Genomic DNA, 17,745 nt, shown 5'->3' with positions numbered 1-17,745 from the left:
CAATCAAAGTGAATTTTTTAGGATTAGTTTTTACACTTCTTCTCTAAAACCTTATTGCAAATCAGTTTTTTTAAAAGATCGAATTATTACCAACCCGCAAACCACAGCTACGGCCGTTAAAGCAAAAGCTAAAACAAGATTGCTATAAATAAAGTTTCCAATTGCAAAAAGTGAGCAATAAACCCCAACTACACCTGCAAAAAAACCGAGAATTTTCATTCCAAAGCCTTTAAACTTAGATTCGTTTCCAAAAATAAGGCTGTTAAAGCTATTCAGGGTTTCTTCTTTTGAGGGTCTGGTTAAAAGCGTTACTAAAACCCATCCCATAGTGGTAATAGCAACACTTAGCACAAGTTGCCAGTGTCCAGCCATCTCAATTATTGGGGTTTCCATTTTCCCATTAATAAAAAAGAAACCGGCAATTATAAACGATATTGCCATGGCAGCAATTTCGCTATATGGGTTAATTCTGCTCCAAAACCAACGCAGAATAAAAAGCAAACCGGTACCTGCACCAATAGAAAGCAACAGGTTAAAACCATCGCGTGCTTCTTCTAAAACCAATGCTAACAATGCCGCTAAAATCATCATTACAATGGTAGAAATTCTACCTACCGCTACTTGTTCTTTGCCAGTAGCACCTTTCCGAAGAAAACGTACATAGAAGTCGTTTACAACATACGAACTTCCCCAATTTAAATGTGTAGAAATCGTACTCATAAAAGCTGCAATAAGCGAAGTAATTACAATCCCCAACAAACCTGCTGGCAAATAGGTTAGCATTGCAGGATACGATAAATCATTTTTCACAAATGAAGGGTTCAAATCTGGGAAGGCAGCTTGTAAACTTTCAATATTCGGAAAAATTATAATAGACGCCAATCCAATGATAATCCATGGCCACGGACGAATGGCATAATGTGCAAAATTAAAGAACAAAGTAGCATAGGTCGCGTGTTTTTCGTTTTTGGCTGCAAGCATACGTTGGGCAATATAACCTCCACCGCCAGGCTCAGCACCAGGATACCAAACACTCCACCACTGCACTGCCAACGGAATAATCAATAACGGAATCAATAATTCAGGTTTCGAAAAATCTGGAAGCATTGCAGTTTTAGCAGCAACAGCAGGGGTGGAGAGAAGCTTTTCAATTCCGCCAATTTCAGGCATATTTACAATATAAATAGTAGCCCAAACACTGCCTACCATCGCAATTATAAATTGTACAAAATCTGTAAGCAAAACCCCTTTTAACCCTCCAAATGCTGAGTAAATAACTACTACGGGTGAAGCAATTAACAAAACTTCGTAAGACGATAAACCAAACATTACATGCCCAATCTTAATGGCAGCCAAACAAACATTTGCCATTATTACAATATTGAAGAAAACACCCAAATAAATTGCCCGGAAACCTCTTAAAAAGGCGGCACTATTTCCGCTATAACGCAGTTCGTAAAATTCCAAATCGGTGGTAATTCCACTTCTTCGCCATAGTTTTGCATAAAAAAATACGGTTAGCATTCCCGTTAGCAGAAAACTCCACCAAATCCAGTTTCCAAAAACGCCATCTTCGCGAATAACTCCCGCAACAAAATTGGGCGTATCTGCCGCAAACGTAGTAGCAACCATACTTACTCCGAGCAACCACCACGGCATATTTCTATTAGAAAGGAAAAAAGATTTTGAATCTTTTCCAGACTTTTTTGCTACAATTAATCCAATGGCAATAAATACTATAAAAAACGAAATGATGAGTACCCAATCGAGTGTGGCTAAATGCATAAATATTGATTTTTCAGCAGTTCAAAATTGCTTGCGTGAAAGTAAAGAAATTGATTTGAAAATTAATAAACCGTTAAAGTTTTATATTCACAGTTTATTAAACACAATTTTTGTTTAGTTTTGGCGTCACAAAATGAACAAGGTAGTTTTACATCATATCCATATTTTCTTCCACGCTCACGCGAGGTGATATGGCTGTTGTATAAACTTAACAATATTCAAAACCCGTTTGAGCAATCAAACGGGTTTTTTTATGCGCTAAACGCAACGAAAAATTCAATACTTAGAAAATGAAAAATTTAAAAATAGCAATTCAAAAATCAGGACGACTTCACGACGAATCACTCACATTGCTTAAAGATTGTGGAATTAATATAGACAATGGTCGCGACCAATTAAAAGCTTCAGCTTCCAATTTTCCTTTGGAAATATATTACCTCCGCAATGGCGATATCCCGCAGTATTTAAAAGACGGTGTGGTGGACTGTGCCATCATTGGCGAAAATCTTTTAATTGAAAAAGGCGAAGAAATTGCCATTGTTGGGCGATTGGGTTTTTCTAAATGCCGGGTTTCCCTCGCGGTTCCGAAGACTTTCAAATACAATTCTATTGAAGATTTCAACGGAAAACGAATCGCCACCAGTTATCCGGAAACTACACGTAATTATTTAAAAGAAAACGGAGTAGAAGCAGATTTGCACATTATTAATGGAAGTGTTGAAATTGCACCAAACATAGGACTTGCCGATGCAATCTGCGATATAGTTAGTAGCGGCAGCACACTTTTTAAAAACAATTTAAAAGAAGTTGAAGTTATTTTAAAAAGTGAAGCCGTGCTCGCAGTTTCGCCGAATATTTCAAAATATGCAGACAAAATTCTGAATAAAATTCGCTTCAGAATCCAATCGGTTTTGAAAGGTCGCGATTCCCGCTATGTACTACTAAATGCTCCGAATGAAAAGATAGATGAAATAATTAAAATCTTACCCGGAATGAAAAGCCCAACCTTGCTTCCTTTAGCTGAAGAGGGTTGGAGCAGTATTCATTCAGTTGTAAATAAAGACACCTTTTGGGAAGTAATTGAAGAATTGAAAGTAGCGGGAGCCGAAGGAATACTAGTATGCCCAATTGAAAAAATGATTCTTTAAAATATGAAATATGAATTCGATTGACGAGTTGCAAAAAAATAAATAAACTGAGATGAATAAAATATATAATCCAAAACCTGAAACTTGGAGTGAACTGTTAAAACGTCCCACCCAAACCATTGCAGATGTAGAAGCAACGGTAAATGAAATATTTTCAGAAGTAAAACAAAAAGGAGATGGCGCAGTGCAGAAATACTCCCAATTATTTGACGGAGTCTCCATTGACGGGTTATTGGTTTCGAAAGAAGAAATCGCAGCTGCAGAAATAAAGGTTTCTGATGAATTGAAAATAGCTATTGATTTAGCTAAAGCAAACATCGAAAAATTTCACAGGGCACAGAAAACCGAAAGAATAGCGGTTGAAACAGTAGAAGGAGTGCTTTGTTGGCAAGAAAAACGGCCTATTCAAAAGGTGGGATTGTACATTCCTGGAGGTTCGGCGCCACTGTTTTCAACGGTTTTAATGTTGGCTATTCCTGCCAATATTGCTGGATGCAAAGAAATTATTTTATGCACCCCACCCGATAAAAATGGCAAAATAAACCCCGCCATTCTATATACGGCAATGCTTTGCGGGGTAACCAAAATTTTTAAAATCGGAGGGATTCAAGCGATTGCCGCAATGACTTTTGGGACGGAAAGCGTACCTTCAGTTTACAAAATATTTGGTCCGGGTAATCAATTTGTAACCGTTGCCAAACAAATTGCAACCAAATTCGGCGTTGCAATAGATATGCCGGCAGGCCCTTCGGAATTGTTGGTCTTTGCAGACGAAACAGCAAATGCTTCCTTTGTTGCTTCCGATTTATTATCGCAAGCAGAACACGGCGCAGATAGTCAAGTGATTTTGGTTACAACTTCCAAAATGCTTTTAAATGCAGTGGCGAAAGAAGTTGCAAAGCAAATCGAACTGCTTCCTAGAAAATCTATAGCCGTAAAAGCAATAGCAAATTCGAAACTCATTTTGGTTGAAAACAATACGGAAGCCATCAACCTCATCAATGAATACGCGCCGGAACACTTCATCGTCGTTTCAAAAGATGAAGATTTTTTCGCACAAAACATTCAAAATGCAGGGTCGGTATTTATTGGAAACTACACGCCCGAAAGCGCAGGCGATTACGCCTCGGGAACAAATCACACTTTGCCCACCAATGGTTATGCTAAGCAGTACAGCGGCGTAAATCTGGACAGTTTTATGAAGAGCATGACCTTTCAGAAAATTTCGGAAAAGGGAATCCAAAACATTGGCAAAGCCATAGAAACAATGGCAGAAGCCGAAGGTTTGCAGGCGCACAAAAACGCTGTAACCTTACGATTAAATAGCTTGAAATAATTGTTTGGGTCGAGCGTGTCACACTGCGCAGTCGAAGTGCAGTCGAAACCATAAATAATGAATATGACTAACAAATTTAATATACAATCCCTCATCCGCCCAAACGTGGCTAAAATGAAGCCATACAGCTCTGCGCGCGATGAATTCAAGCATTTTGATAACGAAATGATTTTCCTCGATGCCAACGAAAATCCGTTTGAAACTAATGTTAATCGGTATCCCGATCCACAACAGCGGCAGCTAAAAAGCATTCTTTCAAAACAAAAAAATATTCCAATAGATCAAATTCTTTTGGGAAACGGAAGTGACGAAGTACTCGACTTAATTTTTAGAGCCTTCTGCGAACCTGCGAAAGACAATATAATTACGCTACCGCCAACCTACGGAATGTACAACGTATTAGCCAATTTAAGCAATATTGAAAATAGGGAAGTGCTGCTCAATTCAGACTTTCAGCCTGATTTGGACGAAATTTTAAGAACTGCAGATGCGCGCTCAAAACTCCTATTTATTTGCTCTCCAAACAATCCAACAGGGAATTTAATTGCTTCGGAAAAGATTTTAAGACTGTTGCAAACCTTTAACGGTATAATAGTAATTGACGAAGCATATATCGATTTTGCGAACGCGCAGAGCTGGATTTCAAAACTGAAAGATTTTCCAAATTTGATTGTCACACAAACCTTGTCAAAAGCATACGGATTGGCGGGAATTCGTTTGGGAATTTGTTATGCTTCAAAAGAAATTATTTCGGTATTAAATAAAATTAAAGCTCCGTATAACATCAATAAACTCACGCAGCAGATTGCGTTTCAGCAATTGCAAGATATTAGAACTGTTTATGGTAAAATTAACTTAATTAAAGCAGATAGGGAGAGATTACTTAAAGCATTACTTCAAATAGAATTTATAAAAAAGGTTTATCCAACTAATGCCAATTTCATTTTAATTAAAGTTGATAATGCTGAAAAACGCTACTTGCAATTATTGAAAAACGGCATAGTTGTGCGCAATAGAAGTTCGCAGCCGCTTTGCGAAAATACACTGCGCATAACGATTGGAACAACTCCCGAAAACGAAAAACTAATCACAATTTTAAAACAACTGAAATGAAGAAACGCGTATTGTTTATAGACCGCGACGGCACAATTATAAAAGAAACCGTGGATGAGCAAATTGATGCTTTCGATAAAATGATTTTTTACCCGAAAGTGTTTACCTATCTCGGGAAAATTGCCAAAGAGCTAGATTTTGAATTGGTAATGATTACCAACCAAGACGGTTTGGGAACGGAATCATTTCCAGAGAAAACCTTTTGGCCCGTGCATAATTTCATTGTGAAATCTTTTGAAAATGAAGGAGTCTGCTTTAGTGAAGTTTTAATTGATCGCACCTTTCCGCACGAAAAAGCAGCTACGCGTAAACCCAAGACTGGTTTATTGAAAAAATACTTTTCAGAAGAATACGACCTTCAAAATTCATTTGTAATAGGCGATAGGCTCACAGACATTGAACTGGCTAAAAACCTAGGCGCCAACGCGATTTTCATCAACGATAATACAAATTTGGGAACGGCTGAAATATCTGTGAATACTGAAAAGCTTCAGCAATACATCGCTTTGGAAACCAACGATTGGCAAGAAATATATCATTTTTTAAAACTTGAGCAACGTGTTTCTGAAATTCATCGAAAAACAAATGAAACCGATATTTCGATAAAACTAAATCTTGATGGCACCGGAAAAAGTAAAATAAGCACCGGCATTGCCTTTTTTGACCACATGCTAGACCAATTGGCACGCCACGGGCAAATGGATTTGGAAATCACTGTAAATGGCGATTTGGAAGTAGATGAGCACCACACCATTGAAGATACGGCAATTGCTTTGGGTGAAGTTTTCAATACAGCTCTGGGCGATAAATTGGGAATGGAGCGCTATGGTTTTTGTTTGCCAATGGACGACTGCTTAGCCCAAGTGGCAATTGATTTTGGCGGTAGAAACTGGTTGGTTTGGGATGCCAATTTTAAACGTGAAATGATTGGTAAAATGCCAACGGAAATGTTCTACCATTTCTTTAAAAGCTTCACTGATGGCGCAAAGGCTAATCTTAACATTAAAGCAGAAGGAATCAATGAACACCACAAAATTGAAGCAATCTTTAAAGCTTTCGCAAAAGCAATAAAAATGGCAGTTAAACGCGATGCTGAAAAAATGATTTTACCATCGACGAAAGGAATGTTGTAAACACGAACGACGAATGAAGAGCTACGAATTACGAGCTACGAGAAATGAAATGAAAAGTGATAAATATGAAATTTAGAATATGAAAATAGTGATTGTAAATTATGGAGCGGGGAATATCCAAAGTATCAAATTTGCTTTAAACAGACTGGGTGTAGAAGCTATTTTAACCGATGATGAAACTAAAATCCGTAGTGCAGATAAAGTGATTTTTCCAGGAGTAGGTGAGGCAAGCAGCGCAATGCAAAAACTAAAAGCTTCGGGATTAGACAAAGTTATTCCTACGCTAAAACAACCCGTTTTAGGAATCTGTTTGGGAATGCAACTGCTCTGCAATACTTCGGAAGAAGGCAATACAAAAGGTTTGGGTTTTTTTGATGTGGGTGTTGTAAAGTTTTCAAATAGTGTGAAAGTACCTCAAATTGGGTGGAACCAAATTCAAAATCTGAAATCTAATTTGTTTGAGGCTGTTTCAGAAAACGAAAATATGTATTTGGTGCATAGTTACTATGCGCCATTGTGCAAGGAAACAATTGCGAGTAGCGAGTATGGTTTGCAGTACTCATCGGCATTACAAAAAGATAATTTCTACGGCGTGCAATTCCATCCTGAAAAAAGCAGTACCGCTGGCGAACAAATTTTGAAGAATTTTTTAAATCTAACATCTAATATCTCAAATCAAATCAAAAGATGAGAATAATACCCGCAATAGACATCATAGACGGCAAATGCGTCCGTCTCTCAAAAGGCGATTACAGCACAAAAAAGATTTATAACGAGAATCCGCTAGAAGTTGCAAAACAGTTTGAGGCACACGGATTTCAATATTTGCATTTGGTAGATTTGGACGGTGCCAAAAGCGAGCACATTGTAAATCATAAGGTTTTGGATGAAATAGCTTCACAAACGTCCTTAAAAATTGACTTTGGTGGCGGTTTGAAAACAGATGAAGATTTAAGGATTGCTTTTGAATGTGGTGCGCACCAAATCACCGGTGGCAGTATTGGAGTGAAAAACCCTGAAATTTTTAAAACTTGGTTAGACAAATTCGGAAGCGAAAAAATAATTCTGGGCGCCGATGCCAAAGATGAAATGGTAGCAATTAGCGGATGGACCGAAGATTCTAATTTAAAATTAGTTCCCTTTATTCAAAAATACGTTGAAGAAGGAATTAGCTATGTAATCTGCACAGACATCAGCAAAGACGGCATGTTACAAGGCCCATCCTTTGATTTGTACAAAAAAATAATTACAGAATGTCAGTCTGGGCGCAGTCGAAGACCTAATGACAACGAAATCAAACTAATAGCTTCTGGTGGAATATCAACTTTCGAAGAGCTTCCAAAACTTGCAGAAATAGGCTGCGAAGCAACAATAATTGGCAAAGCCATTTATGAAAACAGAATTAGTTTAAAACAACTTGAAAACTTCATTTTAAATGTTAACTAAACGAATAATACCTTGCCTTGACATTAAAAACGGCAGAACCGTAAAAGGCATTAATTTCCTTGATCTGCGGGATGCTGGCGATCCGGTAGAATTGGCAAAATTCTATTCCGAAAATGGTGCGGACGAACTGGTTTTTCTAGATATTTCAGCAACTGAAGAACGCAGAAAAACATTAGCTGATCTAGTTTTAAAAGTGGCCGAAACTATCAACATTCCCTTTACAGTTGGGGGTGGGATATCTTCGGTTGAAGACGTTGAAATTTTGTTAAACAATGGCGCCGATAAAGTTTCGATAAATTCTTCTGCAGTAAAAAATCCGCAATTGATAAATGATCTCGCTTCAAAATTTGGTTCGCAGTGCATTGTTGTAGCAATTGATGCAAAATTAATCGACGGCAATTGGAAAGTGCATTTGGTAGGAGGGAAGGTGCCAACTGCATTAGATTTATTCGATTGGGCAAAACAAGTAGAAAAACGCGGCGCAGGCGAAATACTTTTCACTTCAATGGATAACGATGGCACTAAAAACGGTTTCGCAAATAAAGCACTTAAAAAACTTTCAACCCAATTAAACATTCCAATTATAGCTTCGGGCGGCGCGGGGAAAATTCATCATTTCACCGATGCGTTTAATATAGGAAAAGCAGATGCGGCTTTGGCTGCGAGTGTTTTTCACTTTAAGGAAATTACAATTTCAGAGTTAAAAAACGAATTACAAATTCAGGGAATCCCTGTTAGAAAATAGATAAAATGAATATCGATTATAAAAAATACAACGACGGGCTCGTGCCAGCGATTATCCAAGATAATATAACCGACAAAGTGCTGATGCTCGGTTATATGAATGAAGAAGCTTTTTTAAAAACCAATCAGTCTAAAAAAGTTACTTTTTATAGCCGAAGCAAGCAAAGGCTTTGGACCAAAGGCGAGGAGAGCGGTAATTTCTTGAATTTGGTTTCCATTGCAGTAGATTGTGATAACGATGCCTTATTAATAAAGGTGAATCCCACTGGTTCCGTTTGTCATAAAGGAACGGATACGTGTTGGGGAGAAGTTAATCTTGCAAACTTTGGTTTTCTTTCAGCATTGGAAAAAATTATTGTTCAAAGAAAAGAAAATAGCGAAAATCAAGAATCTTACGTGGCTTCCCTGTTCAATAAAGGCATCAATAAAATTGCCCAAAAAGTAGGCGAGGAAGCTGTGGAAGTGGTTATAGAAGCAAAAGACAACGACGACGATCTTTTTTTAAGTGAAAGTGCCGACCTGCTTTTTCACTATTTAATATTGCTTCAAGCCAAAGGATTTTCATTAAGTGATGTAGAGAAAATTTTAAGGCAGCGCCATATTGCTTCATAATCCTTATTCTTTTTCCCTACCTTTAAAAAAACAATCAACTTCTATATGGCCACCAAAAGAAGAAAAAAACCACAACCCACTAAAATACAACCTAAAAGAGCCAGAAACCTCTCGCCCGGAACGGTTGCCTATACTGGAAAAAAAACCACTACGGTTACCGAGCTGGATATAATAGATTATTCAAAAGAACATTACCATCGATTTGAAACCAATAATATTGAGGAAGCATTTAATTATGAAGACTCCACCAATATTACTTGGATCAATGTGAACGGTTTAAGCAATACTGAAGATATTATAAGCCTTGGAACCCACTTTGAGTTGCACCCTTTAATTCAGGAAGATATTGTTAGTACGTACCAGCGGCCTAAAATTGACGAATACGAAGAATACCTATTTATTATTTTTAAAATGCTTCATTACGACGACGAAAAACTCACCAACGAGCATATAAGTCTTGTTATGGGGAAAGATTATGTTTTAACTTTTCAAGAGGCGGAAGGCGATGTTTTTGGCGACCTACGCGAACGTTTGGAACACGGAAAAGGACGAATTCGCGGCGTAGGTGCAGATTATTTAATGTTTGCAATTCTCGATGCCGTAGTTGATAATTATTTTACCGTAATTGAATTTTTAAGCAACAAAGTTGAATTGCTGGAGGACAAACTTTTTACCGAAAAGGAAGATCCAAATATTACCGAAGAAATTCAGGAACTTAAAAAAGAAATACTTAAAATAAGAAAAGCAGTAGTGCCATTGCGCGAGGTAATTAATCGCTTAGAAAAGATAGAATCCCCGTTAATTGAAGAACGCACCAATAAATACATTCGCGATTTATACGACCATATTATTCAGGTAAATGAAAGTGTAGAAATTTACCGCGAAATGATCTGGGGACTTATGGATATGTACATGACTACTATAAGCAATAAAATGAACGAAGTAATGAAAGTGCTTACTATTATGGCGTCTATTTTTATTCCGTTAACCTTTTTGGCCGGAATATATGGGATGAATTTTGACAACATGCCCGAGCTTCATTTTAAATACAGCTATTACTATTTGTTGGGTGTAATGGTGGTGGTATTCTTTGGAATGATTTGGTATTTTAAGCGGAAGAAGTGGTTGTAAATAATTCTTCGTTATAAGTTGTTAGTTCCGCTTACTCCATACCTCATCAATCGGATCTCCTTTTGTTGAAAATCCGGTGTGATGCCAATTTCCATCTTTTAAATTAAAATTGAAGTTAAGTTGAAGTCCCACTTTTTCAATATCTTTTGAAAAAAATTCAATCGTCTCCGTGTATTCGCCATTTTTGGTGGTATATGTTCCACCGCCAGTAGCCATAAATTGTTTTGTTTCGGTATTGTACGCTATCCATTGAAATCGGGTGCCAGAGAGGATTTTCATTGTTTTTCTTGGCAGGGTAATATCGCGAACTTGTGTTACACCATCCTTGGTTCTGCCAGACATTAACCAAGCACCTTGCAGTTTGCCAGGGGTGCCGTTGTCAATTCTATTCATTTTTAAAACATTTCCTTCAATATTTAAAACAGAATCGTTTATAAAAACTTGTGTGCGTTTTTCTAAACCAACTGTTTCCGGATTATCTGTATTGAATTCAACCTTTTCAATTAAAGTTTGGCCGTCTAGTTTCCAGCTACCGCCACGGGTTGAAACAAACGCTCCTGTTTTATTATTATATGTTGTAAATGCATTGTGACTCTCAGAAACAATTAACACCGTTTTTAATTGTTCTCCCGTTTCCGAAGTGATTACACTTTCCCAAGCTCCAACCAAATCCTGTGCTTTAACTGGAAATACAATTAAACAAAAAATAATATAAGTAATAACTTTATACATCGGTGATTTTTAAATGTCTGGTTGTTCTATATAAATTATTTGGGCATTTTAAACAATTGCGCTTAAAATGGATGCCAATTCTTTCGGTTTTATGGGTTTGATGATGTAATCTGAAATTTCACTAATTTGTTTTGCTTTCTCTACGTCTTGCGGATCTACCGACGAAGAAACCATGTAAACTGAAATTTTCTTTCCCACCTTGGGTTTAATTAGTTTATATTCATCCATAAACTGAAAACCATCCATCACGGGCATATTCAAATCTAGTAAAATAACATCGGGTAGGTTTTCGCTGCTATCAATATTATCTCTTATAAAATCTAAAGCTTCTTCTCCATCAGAAAAAACCAAAACTTGATCTGCTAACTTATAAGCTTTTATAGTAGCAGTAACAGCATATTGATAGATACTATCATCGTCAATTATGCAAATATTTTGGATGTTATTCATTATTAGAACTATTAAAAATTACTGTAAAAACAGTGCCTTCATTCAATTTGCTTGATGCAAATATAGTACCTCCCATAGTTTCTACTTGAATTTTTGTTAGATAAAGTCCCACGCCTTTAGCATCGGGGTGTCTGTGGAATGTTTTATTTAAGCCGAACAACTTGTGTCCGTGTTTTTTTAAATCTATTCCAAGCCCATTATCTGTTACCGATAGATTAATTTTATTATCTACAATTTCCGTTTTAATATGTATTACGGGATTCCTGTTAGGAGAGCGATACTTTATAGCATTAGATACTAAGTTAAGCAAAATACTTTCTAAATACGTTTTGTGATATTTAATTTTAGGAACTTCGGAAAAATCTGTTGTTATCTTGGCGTTGGTATTTATTATTTGTCCCGAAAGTATTTCTCTCGTTTTATCTAATGTGTTTTTAAAAAAGACTTCTTTTAAATCTTTTTTACTTACAGTTCGCGTTTTTAAAGCTTCAATTAAAGTGTTTAAAGTTGAAGTTAAATGCTCGATAACCGTCTCAAATTTTTCAAATAACTCTTCTTTTTCCGTGACACTTTCCGATATTTCGTAAAGATGGAGAAGTGCATTTAAATTGCTCACTGGAGCTCGTAAATTATGAGACGTAATTTGAGCAAAATCTGCTAATTGCTTGTTTTGTGCAGACAGATGTTGGGTTAAAACCTCTAAATTTTCTTTCGCCCGAATAATTTTACGTTCTGCTTTTAATTGCTGCGTAATATCGCGAATTGCAGCCGATACCAATAGCCCCTCTTCTGTGCGCAGCGGACTCAAACTTATTTGAACTGGTATTTCGTTTCCATCTTTATCTATGCCGTACAACACATCGGTTTTTCCGGCACCCATAGACCGAGCCTTTGGCTTTTCAAAAAATGTATTACGCTGGTTTGTATGGTTATTTGCGCTTTTATATCGCTTTGGAATTAATACTTCTACTGGTTTGTCAAATAATTCATCAATATGGTATCCAAAAAGCCTTTCTGCTTGCTTATTGATAAGCTGTATATTTCCTTTTTCATCTACAATTACCATTGCATCGGGTGCAGATTCCAAAAGACCTCTAAATTTATTTTCGGCCATTTTTTGTTCGGTAATATCTTGGCCTGTCCCAATCATTTCAACAACTTCGCCTTTGTCGTTTGTAAAGACTTCACCTAAAAGTTGAATTGTTTTTTGTACACCTTTGGCTGTAATAATACGGTGCGAAAACTTGTAAAATACTTTATCAGTTTTCGCTTTTTGAAAATATTCGGCTACAAGTTCCTTATCATCGGGATGAACGAAATTAAAATAGCTGTCAAATTTTAAATCGACTGTGTTTTCATCGAGATCAAACATTTTAAATAGGTTGTTAGACCACAACACCTTATCGGCAACTACATCCCATTGCCAGTGGCCTATCATCGTTATTTCTTCGGCAAAATTCAGTAAATAATTTTTCTTTAGTAATTCGTTTTCTGCTTTTTTGCGCTCTGTAATATCGAGTGCCATGCCTAATAGCCCAAGGCTTTTGCCTTCTTCATCTTTAATTGCAGTAACGGTTAACAATACGGGAAATGTGGAGCCATCTTTTCTTCTATAAGTCCATTCTCGGGTGTCGTTTATGTTTAATTCAAATAACGCTCCGTACGGATCAAACCCTTCGGGATCTTTATTTAACTTAGCAGCCATATCCAAGGAAAATTGCTCCATTTCTTCTTGTATATGAAATATTTCTGGAGACTTTATTCCTATTACTTCATCTGCAGAATACCCTAACATTTTTTCGGCTCCGTAATTAAAGTGATTTATTAAGCCGTCTCTATTTGAAGAAACAATAGATATTGGCCCCGAATTTAAAACAGCTTTAAGTTCATTATGGGCTTTATTTAAAGCTAACTGAGCTACTTTAAAGCTTGTTATATCTTGAAAAACACCCAAGATGCCAATGCATTCATTATCCTGATATTCCGGTTGCCCTATTACACGCGCCCAAATTTCAGTTCCGTTTTCAGTTACTAACTCAACCTCCACATCATAGGGAATACCTTGTGTTAACGCCTCATTAATAGCTTTATTTATGGTGTCTCTGCTTTTGCCTTTTTTGTAGTAATTAATAGCAGTTTCAATATCTATTTGAGTTCCGTAAGGCACATTGTGCAGGTCGTACACAACTTTGCTCCAAAATACCTTTTGCTTTTGAAAATCAACCTCCCACGTGCCAATTCTCGCAACTTCATTGGTTTTATCTAAAATTTTTTGAATCCGGTGTTTTTCGAGATCTCGTTCTTTAGATGCTGTAATATCACCAGTGTGCATTAACAAGCCTCCTATTTTATCTTTAGAAATATACCAGGGACGCACATCCCAATAAATCCATTGGATGCTTCCGTCGGCACGTTTAAATGGAGCTTCATCACAGGTGTCTATTGCACCTTGCAAGCATTTTTGATGGTTCGCCTTCCATTCGTCTCCTATTTCTGGAAAAATATCGTAATGCGATCTTCCTATTACTTGCTGCCCCTGCATTTTATAATCTTTTATCCATTGCTGCGATACTGCTATATATTTCATATCACTATCTAGCATAGCAATGGCTGTAGGGGCTTGTTCAATAAAAATCTTATTGTATTCCTCTTGTGTTTCCAAATCTAATTTAAGCTTTTCAAGCTCTCTCATATTAGCCATTATTTTGCTTTCAGAGATTGCTAAATCTGTATTGGTTTGGGTAAGTTGTCTGTTTTTTTTAAACAACTGATTTAACGTAGGAATTAGAATAAAAAAATATTCTCCCAATAAAATTAAAATTGAAACAACGGCAAAAACATACATAGTATGCCTCAAATTTAAAAGACCTTCTTCTTCTCCAGCCAAATGATTTTTAGTCACTCTATTAATTATCAAAGAATATTGAGGCTCTAAATTCTGAATCTCTGTGTACAAATTTTTAATTCGAGGCGGTTCATTACTCTCAACAATGGCGTTTGCCGCAATGAGTATTCTGTTGGCAATGGGTGAACTGACTTTAATTAATGAATCACTTTTTGCATTTATAAAGGATGCATTTGCTTGTAACTCTAATTGTTTTTGAGATTTTTCAAATTGTGAAGTCAGCTGTTTTAACTCTTCAACATTAGCCGAAATACCTTCTGAGCTTTGCCTAATATCTGAAACTACTTTCGTAGCGAGCATATTCTGTAGTAGAAAACTTTGATTGTCGGCAATTTGTACAAGTTGTGTATTTGCAGATTGAATATTAATACTGCGTTGTATAATAAATAGAACTGTTGCTATAATTATAATTATAGTACATAAAAATAGCAGGTATCTATTTTTAATAGATTTTGTGAGTTTGTGTACGGCCAAGCTTTTACCGATTAGGCATTAATAAAAAATAAGGATTCCGTATAAAATGTATAAATGGCGTAGGAGCGGAGTTTTTCATAATCATTGAATTATAAATTACTGACTTAGCGATAGTATTATTTAAATACTAATTTAAAAAGGCTGCAATGAATACAAAAGAAATGTAAGTAAGTTTTAGAAATACCTATCTTAAACATGGGGGCTTTCAAATTTAATTCACTAGTAATACGTTACAATATAATCTTTTTTTCTTAGAACTGTTTGTTTAGAATTAATTAATGGGTGCCGTTCATTCAACAATTTCGTAGTCAATAGAAAGTTTCCGAAAAGCTCTTAATGCAGAACCAGAATTTTTATCGTCCACCTCAATATCTACAGCGTCTCCTTCTAAAAGTATATCTGTAAGTTCATTTGCTAAGGATTCATTAATATGCATTGAAACCTCTGCAATACATTGGGCTATCGCTCTTCTATCTGGCCTTTGTGCATCACAAGACAATAAGTTTAATTTCATATTAATGATTTTAGTTCTGCAATATACTAAAGTTGAAATTAGATAAATATATTTATGTGATAAGTGATGTACTATTGAAAACAATGAAGGTTTTTGCAAACTCATTGCAATTGAAATAGAAAATGTTCATTAATATTTATCTAAAGAGTATTAGTATCGCCCGATTAAAACATATACTGTCCCTAAGAAACATTTACCTGCCAATAATCTATTAGTTATCAAAATTTTGTTGTAATAAGGCAGAATGCCGATAGGTATTAAATAATAGGTGAGAGAATAGAATCTCGTCAATGCATAGTCGGATAGGGGCTGTTAATAATATGAGTTTCCTAAAGTTAGTCATTTCTTTCATCGTACAACTTTAAATTTTTAGCATAACGGATTAAAAGGTTTTATTAGTTTGCAGCGTTTCAATTTTTTAAATTAATATATTTGCGAACATTATAATTGGAATTAAACAAAGTAAAATGCAACAATCTACTAGAGCTACTATTTATGTTCTAAGTCTCCTACTATCAATCTCTGCCACTTCTCAAGTTGGTATTGGCACAACCACGCCAGAAGCTGCTTTAGATGTTAAATCATCAGATAAAGGTATTCTTTTTCCAAGGGTGGAATTGAGTTCTTATACAGATGTATCTACAATTGTAGATCCAAGAGGTGGGAGTTTACCCCCTGGTACTTTTGTTTTCAACATTGGAGCATCTGGCTTGGCGCCTACAGGTTATTATCTTTGGGATGGCAATAATTGGATAAATATAAAAGGAATTCGCCAAGGCGATTTAAAATACAGTGTACAAACTCAGGATCATAATGGTTGGTATTTGGTTAATGGTCGTGCACTTAATACCTTGCCTGCCACGGCGCAAATTGCGGCAAGTCAATTAGGACTAACCTCAACTTTACCAAATGCTGCCGATAGTTATCTAAAAGGAAAAACCAGTACTGAGACTTTGGCAAGCATTGTAGGTAGTAACTCTAGAACCTTAACAACTGCTAATATTCCTAGCTTTTCAGCAAACGGAACTACAGAATATGATGGCGGCCACACCCACCCAAATACTACAACAGCAAATAATGAACGCCATGGGCATACTTGGCAAGAAAAAGGAACAACAGATTGGTTTTACGGAAAAGACGGTTCGTTAAGTGTTCCTGTATTTACCAGCAGTAGTACCCGCAGTTCTGGAGCCAGCGGTTCGCATAGTCACAATTTTAATACAAATCCAAGTTCACACAACCATACTGCAACTGCTACTTATTCGGGCGCAGCTAGTAGTTTTAACACTAAACCCAATAGTTTAGCTGTAAATATTTTTATTTTTTTAGGGGAATAATTATGAAAAATAACCTTACAAATATACTTTTACTCTTGGTGGTTTTTCCATCACTAGCACAGGTTGGGATAAACACCACAACTCCAAATGCAGAATTAGAAGTTGTTGCTACAGATAATGGCATTTTACTAACAGCTGTTAGTTTAAATTCAACTACAGATAACACAACTGTTACAAATACCAACTCGGGTGGGGCACCTGCAATTGGCACAATGGTTTATAATGATGGAACTGCTGGTTTAAAAGATAACGGTTTGTTATTCTGGAATGGAAATATGTGGATAGCACTTGCAAAAACAAGTGTTGGTGAGGTAAAATATAGTTTACAAACAACAGATCACGATGGTTGGTATTTATTAAATGGAAGAACATCTGCAAGCCTACCAAACACTACTGCGCAGACAAATGCAAGTTCATTATTTGGCTCCAATTTGCCAAATGCCGAAAATGCCATTGCCACTGGCAGGAATGGCTCTGAAGTACTTGGTTCTAATACTGGGGGAAGTTATAATTATTTATTAACTCAAAATAATTTGCCTGCTTTTTCAATAACACCAAGCATATCTACAAGTGGAAGTCATGGACATGCAGGCGCAACGAACAGTAAAACGCATGAGCATAGTATACGTGATTATGGAGCTAACATGATTGAAGTTGCCAATCGAAATGAACAACGAAATGCATTAGATGATAACAATTCGGCAACGAGGATTATTGCAACTAGCGGCAACGGGGTACATAACCATTTATTAACTACGGCGAGTTCAGGAAACCATCATCATGACGTGACTATTTCTTCAGTTAATCCTTCTCCTACAACAATTAATTTAGAACCGTCTAGTCTAGTAACAAACGTTTTTGTTTTTCTAGGAAAATAACAAATGA

Annotated in this window: 16 protein-coding genes; 11 read left to right on the top strand and 5 right to left on the bottom strand. The window is 36.4% G+C overall.

The window, feature by feature from the left end; translation table 11 throughout:
• Positions 1 to 51: 51 nt before the first annotated feature.
• Positions 52 to 1,785 carry a sodium:solute symporter family protein gene (locus tag K8089_RS07385; protein WP_237602632.1) on the bottom strand — a complete coding sequence of 578 codons (1,734 nt, stop codon included), beginning with the start codon at positions 1,783 to 1,785 and terminating at the stop codon, positions 52 to 54.
• A 290-nt stretch (positions 1,786 to 2,075) separates the two neighbouring features.
• Here K8089_RS07385 and hisG point away from each other — a divergent pair, with 290 nt between their 5' ends.
• The 9 genes from hisG (at position 2,076) to corA (ending at position 10,448) form a co-directional block, all read left to right on the top strand.
• On the top strand, positions 2,076 to 2,933 hold the full coding sequence (gene hisG, locus K8089_RS07380) for an ATP phosphoribosyltransferase (RefSeq protein WP_237602631.1): 858 nt from the start codon (positions 2,076 to 2,078) through the stop codon (positions 2,931 to 2,933).
• Positions 2,934 to 2,985: 52 nt separating this feature from the next.
• Complete coding sequence (gene hisD, locus K8089_RS07375; RefSeq protein WP_237602630.1) at positions 2,986 to 4,269, top strand: histidinol dehydrogenase; 1,284 nt, start codon at positions 2,986 to 2,988, stop codon at positions 4,267 to 4,269.
• 114 nt (positions 4,270 to 4,383) lie between these two features.
• Entirely contained in the window at positions 4,384 to 5,382 is a 999-nt protein-coding gene (hisC, locus tag K8089_RS07370) for a histidinol-phosphate transaminase (protein WP_407932378.1), read from the top strand.
• Positions 5,379 to 6,515, top strand: a complete 1,137-nt coding sequence (gene hisB, locus K8089_RS07365) for a bifunctional histidinol-phosphatase/imidazoleglycerol-phosphate dehydratase HisB (RefSeq protein ID WP_237602628.1) — start codon at positions 5,379 to 5,381, stop codon at positions 6,513 to 6,515. The genes hisC and hisB overlap by 4 nt, the downstream gene beginning before the upstream one ends.
• A 79-nt stretch (positions 6,516 to 6,594) precedes the next feature.
• On the top strand, positions 6,595 to 7,206 hold the full coding sequence (gene hisH, locus K8089_RS07360) for an imidazole glycerol phosphate synthase subunit HisH (protein ID WP_237602627.1): 612 nt from the start codon (positions 6,595 to 6,597) through the stop codon (positions 7,204 to 7,206).
• Entirely contained in the window at positions 7,203 to 7,961 is a 759-nt protein-coding gene (gene hisA, locus K8089_RS07355) for a 1-(5-phosphoribosyl)-5-[(5-phosphoribosylamino)methylideneamino]imidazole-4-carboxamide isomerase (RefSeq protein ID WP_237602626.1), read from the top strand. Before hisH ends, hisA begins: the two co-directional genes overlap by 4 nt.
• On the top strand, positions 7,951 to 8,706 hold the full coding sequence (gene hisF, locus K8089_RS07350; protein ID WP_237602625.1) for an imidazole glycerol phosphate synthase subunit HisF: 756 nt from the start codon (positions 7,951 to 7,953) through the stop codon (positions 8,704 to 8,706). The genes hisA and hisF overlap by 11 nt, the downstream gene beginning before the upstream one ends.
• 5 nt (positions 8,707 to 8,711) lie before the next feature.
• Complete coding sequence (hisIE, locus tag K8089_RS07345; protein WP_237602624.1) at positions 8,712 to 9,317, top strand: bifunctional phosphoribosyl-AMP cyclohydrolase/phosphoribosyl-ATP diphosphatase HisIE; 606 nt, start codon at positions 8,712 to 8,714, stop codon at positions 9,315 to 9,317.
• A 45-nt stretch (positions 9,318 to 9,362) separates the two neighbouring features.
• Positions 9,363 to 10,448 carry a magnesium/cobalt transporter CorA gene (corA, locus tag K8089_RS07340; protein WP_237602623.1) on the top strand — a complete coding sequence of 362 codons (1,086 nt, stop codon included), beginning with the start codon at positions 9,363 to 9,365 and terminating at the stop codon, positions 10,446 to 10,448.
• A gap of 21 nt (positions 10,449 to 10,469) precedes the next feature.
• Here corA and K8089_RS07335 read toward each other — a convergent pair whose 3' ends face one another.
• The 4 genes from K8089_RS07335 to K8089_RS07320 form a co-directional block, all read right to left on the bottom strand.
• A complete protein-coding gene (locus K8089_RS07335; RefSeq protein WP_237602622.1) occupies positions 10,470 to 11,180 on the bottom strand; it encodes a membrane or secreted protein in 711 nt (236 codons plus the stop codon).
• A 48-nt stretch (positions 11,181 to 11,228) separates the two neighbouring features.
• Positions 11,229 to 11,630, bottom strand: a complete 402-nt coding sequence (locus K8089_RS07330) for a response regulator (RefSeq protein ID WP_237602621.1) — start codon at positions 11,628 to 11,630, stop codon at positions 11,229 to 11,231.
• Positions 11,623 to 15,009, bottom strand: a complete 3,387-nt coding sequence (locus K8089_RS07325; RefSeq protein WP_237602620.1) for a PAS domain-containing sensor histidine kinase — start codon at positions 15,007 to 15,009, stop codon at positions 11,623 to 11,625. The genes K8089_RS07330 and K8089_RS07325 overlap by 8 nt, the downstream gene beginning before the upstream one ends.
• A gap of 289 nt (positions 15,010 to 15,298) precedes the next feature.
• Complete coding sequence (locus tag K8089_RS07320; RefSeq protein ID WP_237602619.1) at positions 15,299 to 15,523, bottom strand: hypothetical protein; 225 nt, start codon at positions 15,521 to 15,523, stop codon at positions 15,299 to 15,301.
• 467 nt (positions 15,524 to 15,990) lie between these two features.
• On the opposite strand from K8089_RS07320, the gene K8089_RS07315 reads away from it, so the two are divergent.
• Together K8089_RS07315 and K8089_RS07310 are read left to right on the top strand one after the other, a co-directional pair.
• Positions 15,991 to 16,860 (top strand): hypothetical protein, encoded by an 870-nt coding sequence (locus K8089_RS07315; RefSeq protein ID WP_237602618.1) that lies wholly within the window; start codon positions 15,991 to 15,993, stop codon positions 16,858 to 16,860.
• A gap of 2 nt (positions 16,861 to 16,862) precedes the next feature.
• Complete coding sequence (locus K8089_RS07310) at positions 16,863 to 17,738, top strand: hypothetical protein (protein ID WP_237602617.1); 876 nt, start codon at positions 16,863 to 16,865, stop codon at positions 17,736 to 17,738.
• Positions 17,739 to 17,745 lie beyond the last annotated feature (7 nt).

It is taken from the genome of Aequorivita vitellina (assembly GCF_022008365.1).
GTDB lineage: Bacteria > Bacteroidota > Bacteroidia > Flavobacteriales > Flavobacteriaceae > Aequorivita > Aequorivita vitellina.
Note: the sequence above shows the minus strand (reverse complement) of the source record. Positions and strands in the feature narration are given on the sequence as shown.

Bases quoted from the DNA above. Each gene is read 5' to 3' on its own strand.
- K8089_RS07310 (WP_237602617.1), top strand. From the start codon at position 16,863: ATGAAAAATAACCTTACAAATATACTTTTACTCTTGGTGGTTTTTCCA.
- K8089_RS07385 (WP_237602632.1), bottom strand. From the start codon at position 1,785: ATGCATTTAGCCACACTCGATTGGGTACTCATCATTTCGTTTTTTATA.
- K8089_RS07335 (WP_237602622.1), bottom strand. From the start codon at position 11,180: ATGTATAAAGTTATTACTTATATTATTTTTTGTTTAATTGTATTTCCA.
- hisC (WP_407932378.1), top strand. From the start codon at position 4,384: ATGAAGCCATACAGCTCTGCGCGCGATGAATTCAAGCATTTTGATAAC.
- hisH (WP_237602627.1), top strand. From the start codon at position 6,595: ATGAAAATAGTGATTGTAAATTATGGAGCGGGGAATATCCAAAGTATC.
- hisD (WP_237602630.1), top strand. From the start codon at position 2,986: ATGAATAAAATATATAATCCAAAACCTGAAACTTGGAGTGAACTGTTA.
- hisB (WP_237602628.1), top strand. From the start codon at position 5,379: ATGAAGAAACGCGTATTGTTTATAGACCGCGACGGCACAATTATAAAA.
- hisG (WP_237602631.1), top strand. From the start codon at position 2,076: ATGAAAAATTTAAAAATAGCAATTCAAAAATCAGGACGACTTCACGAC.
- hisA (WP_237602626.1), top strand. From the start codon at position 7,203: ATGAGAATAATACCCGCAATAGACATCATAGACGGCAAATGCGTCCGT.
- K8089_RS07330 (WP_237602621.1), bottom strand. From the start codon at position 11,630: ATGAATAACATCCAAAATATTTGCATAATTGACGATGATAGTATCTAT.
- hisF (WP_237602625.1), top strand. From the start codon at position 7,951: ATGTTAACTAAACGAATAATACCTTGCCTTGACATTAAAAACGGCAGA.
- corA (WP_237602623.1), top strand. From the start codon at position 9,363: ATGGCCACCAAAAGAAGAAAAAAACCACAACCCACTAAAATACAACCT.
- K8089_RS07320 (WP_237602619.1), bottom strand. From the start codon at position 15,523: ATGAAATTAAACTTATTGTCTTGTGATGCACAAAGGCCAGATAGAAGA.
- K8089_RS07315 (WP_237602618.1), top strand. From the start codon at position 15,991: ATGCAACAATCTACTAGAGCTACTATTTATGTTCTAAGTCTCCTACTA.
- hisIE (WP_237602624.1), top strand. From the start codon at position 8,712: ATGAATATCGATTATAAAAAATACAACGACGGGCTCGTGCCAGCGATT.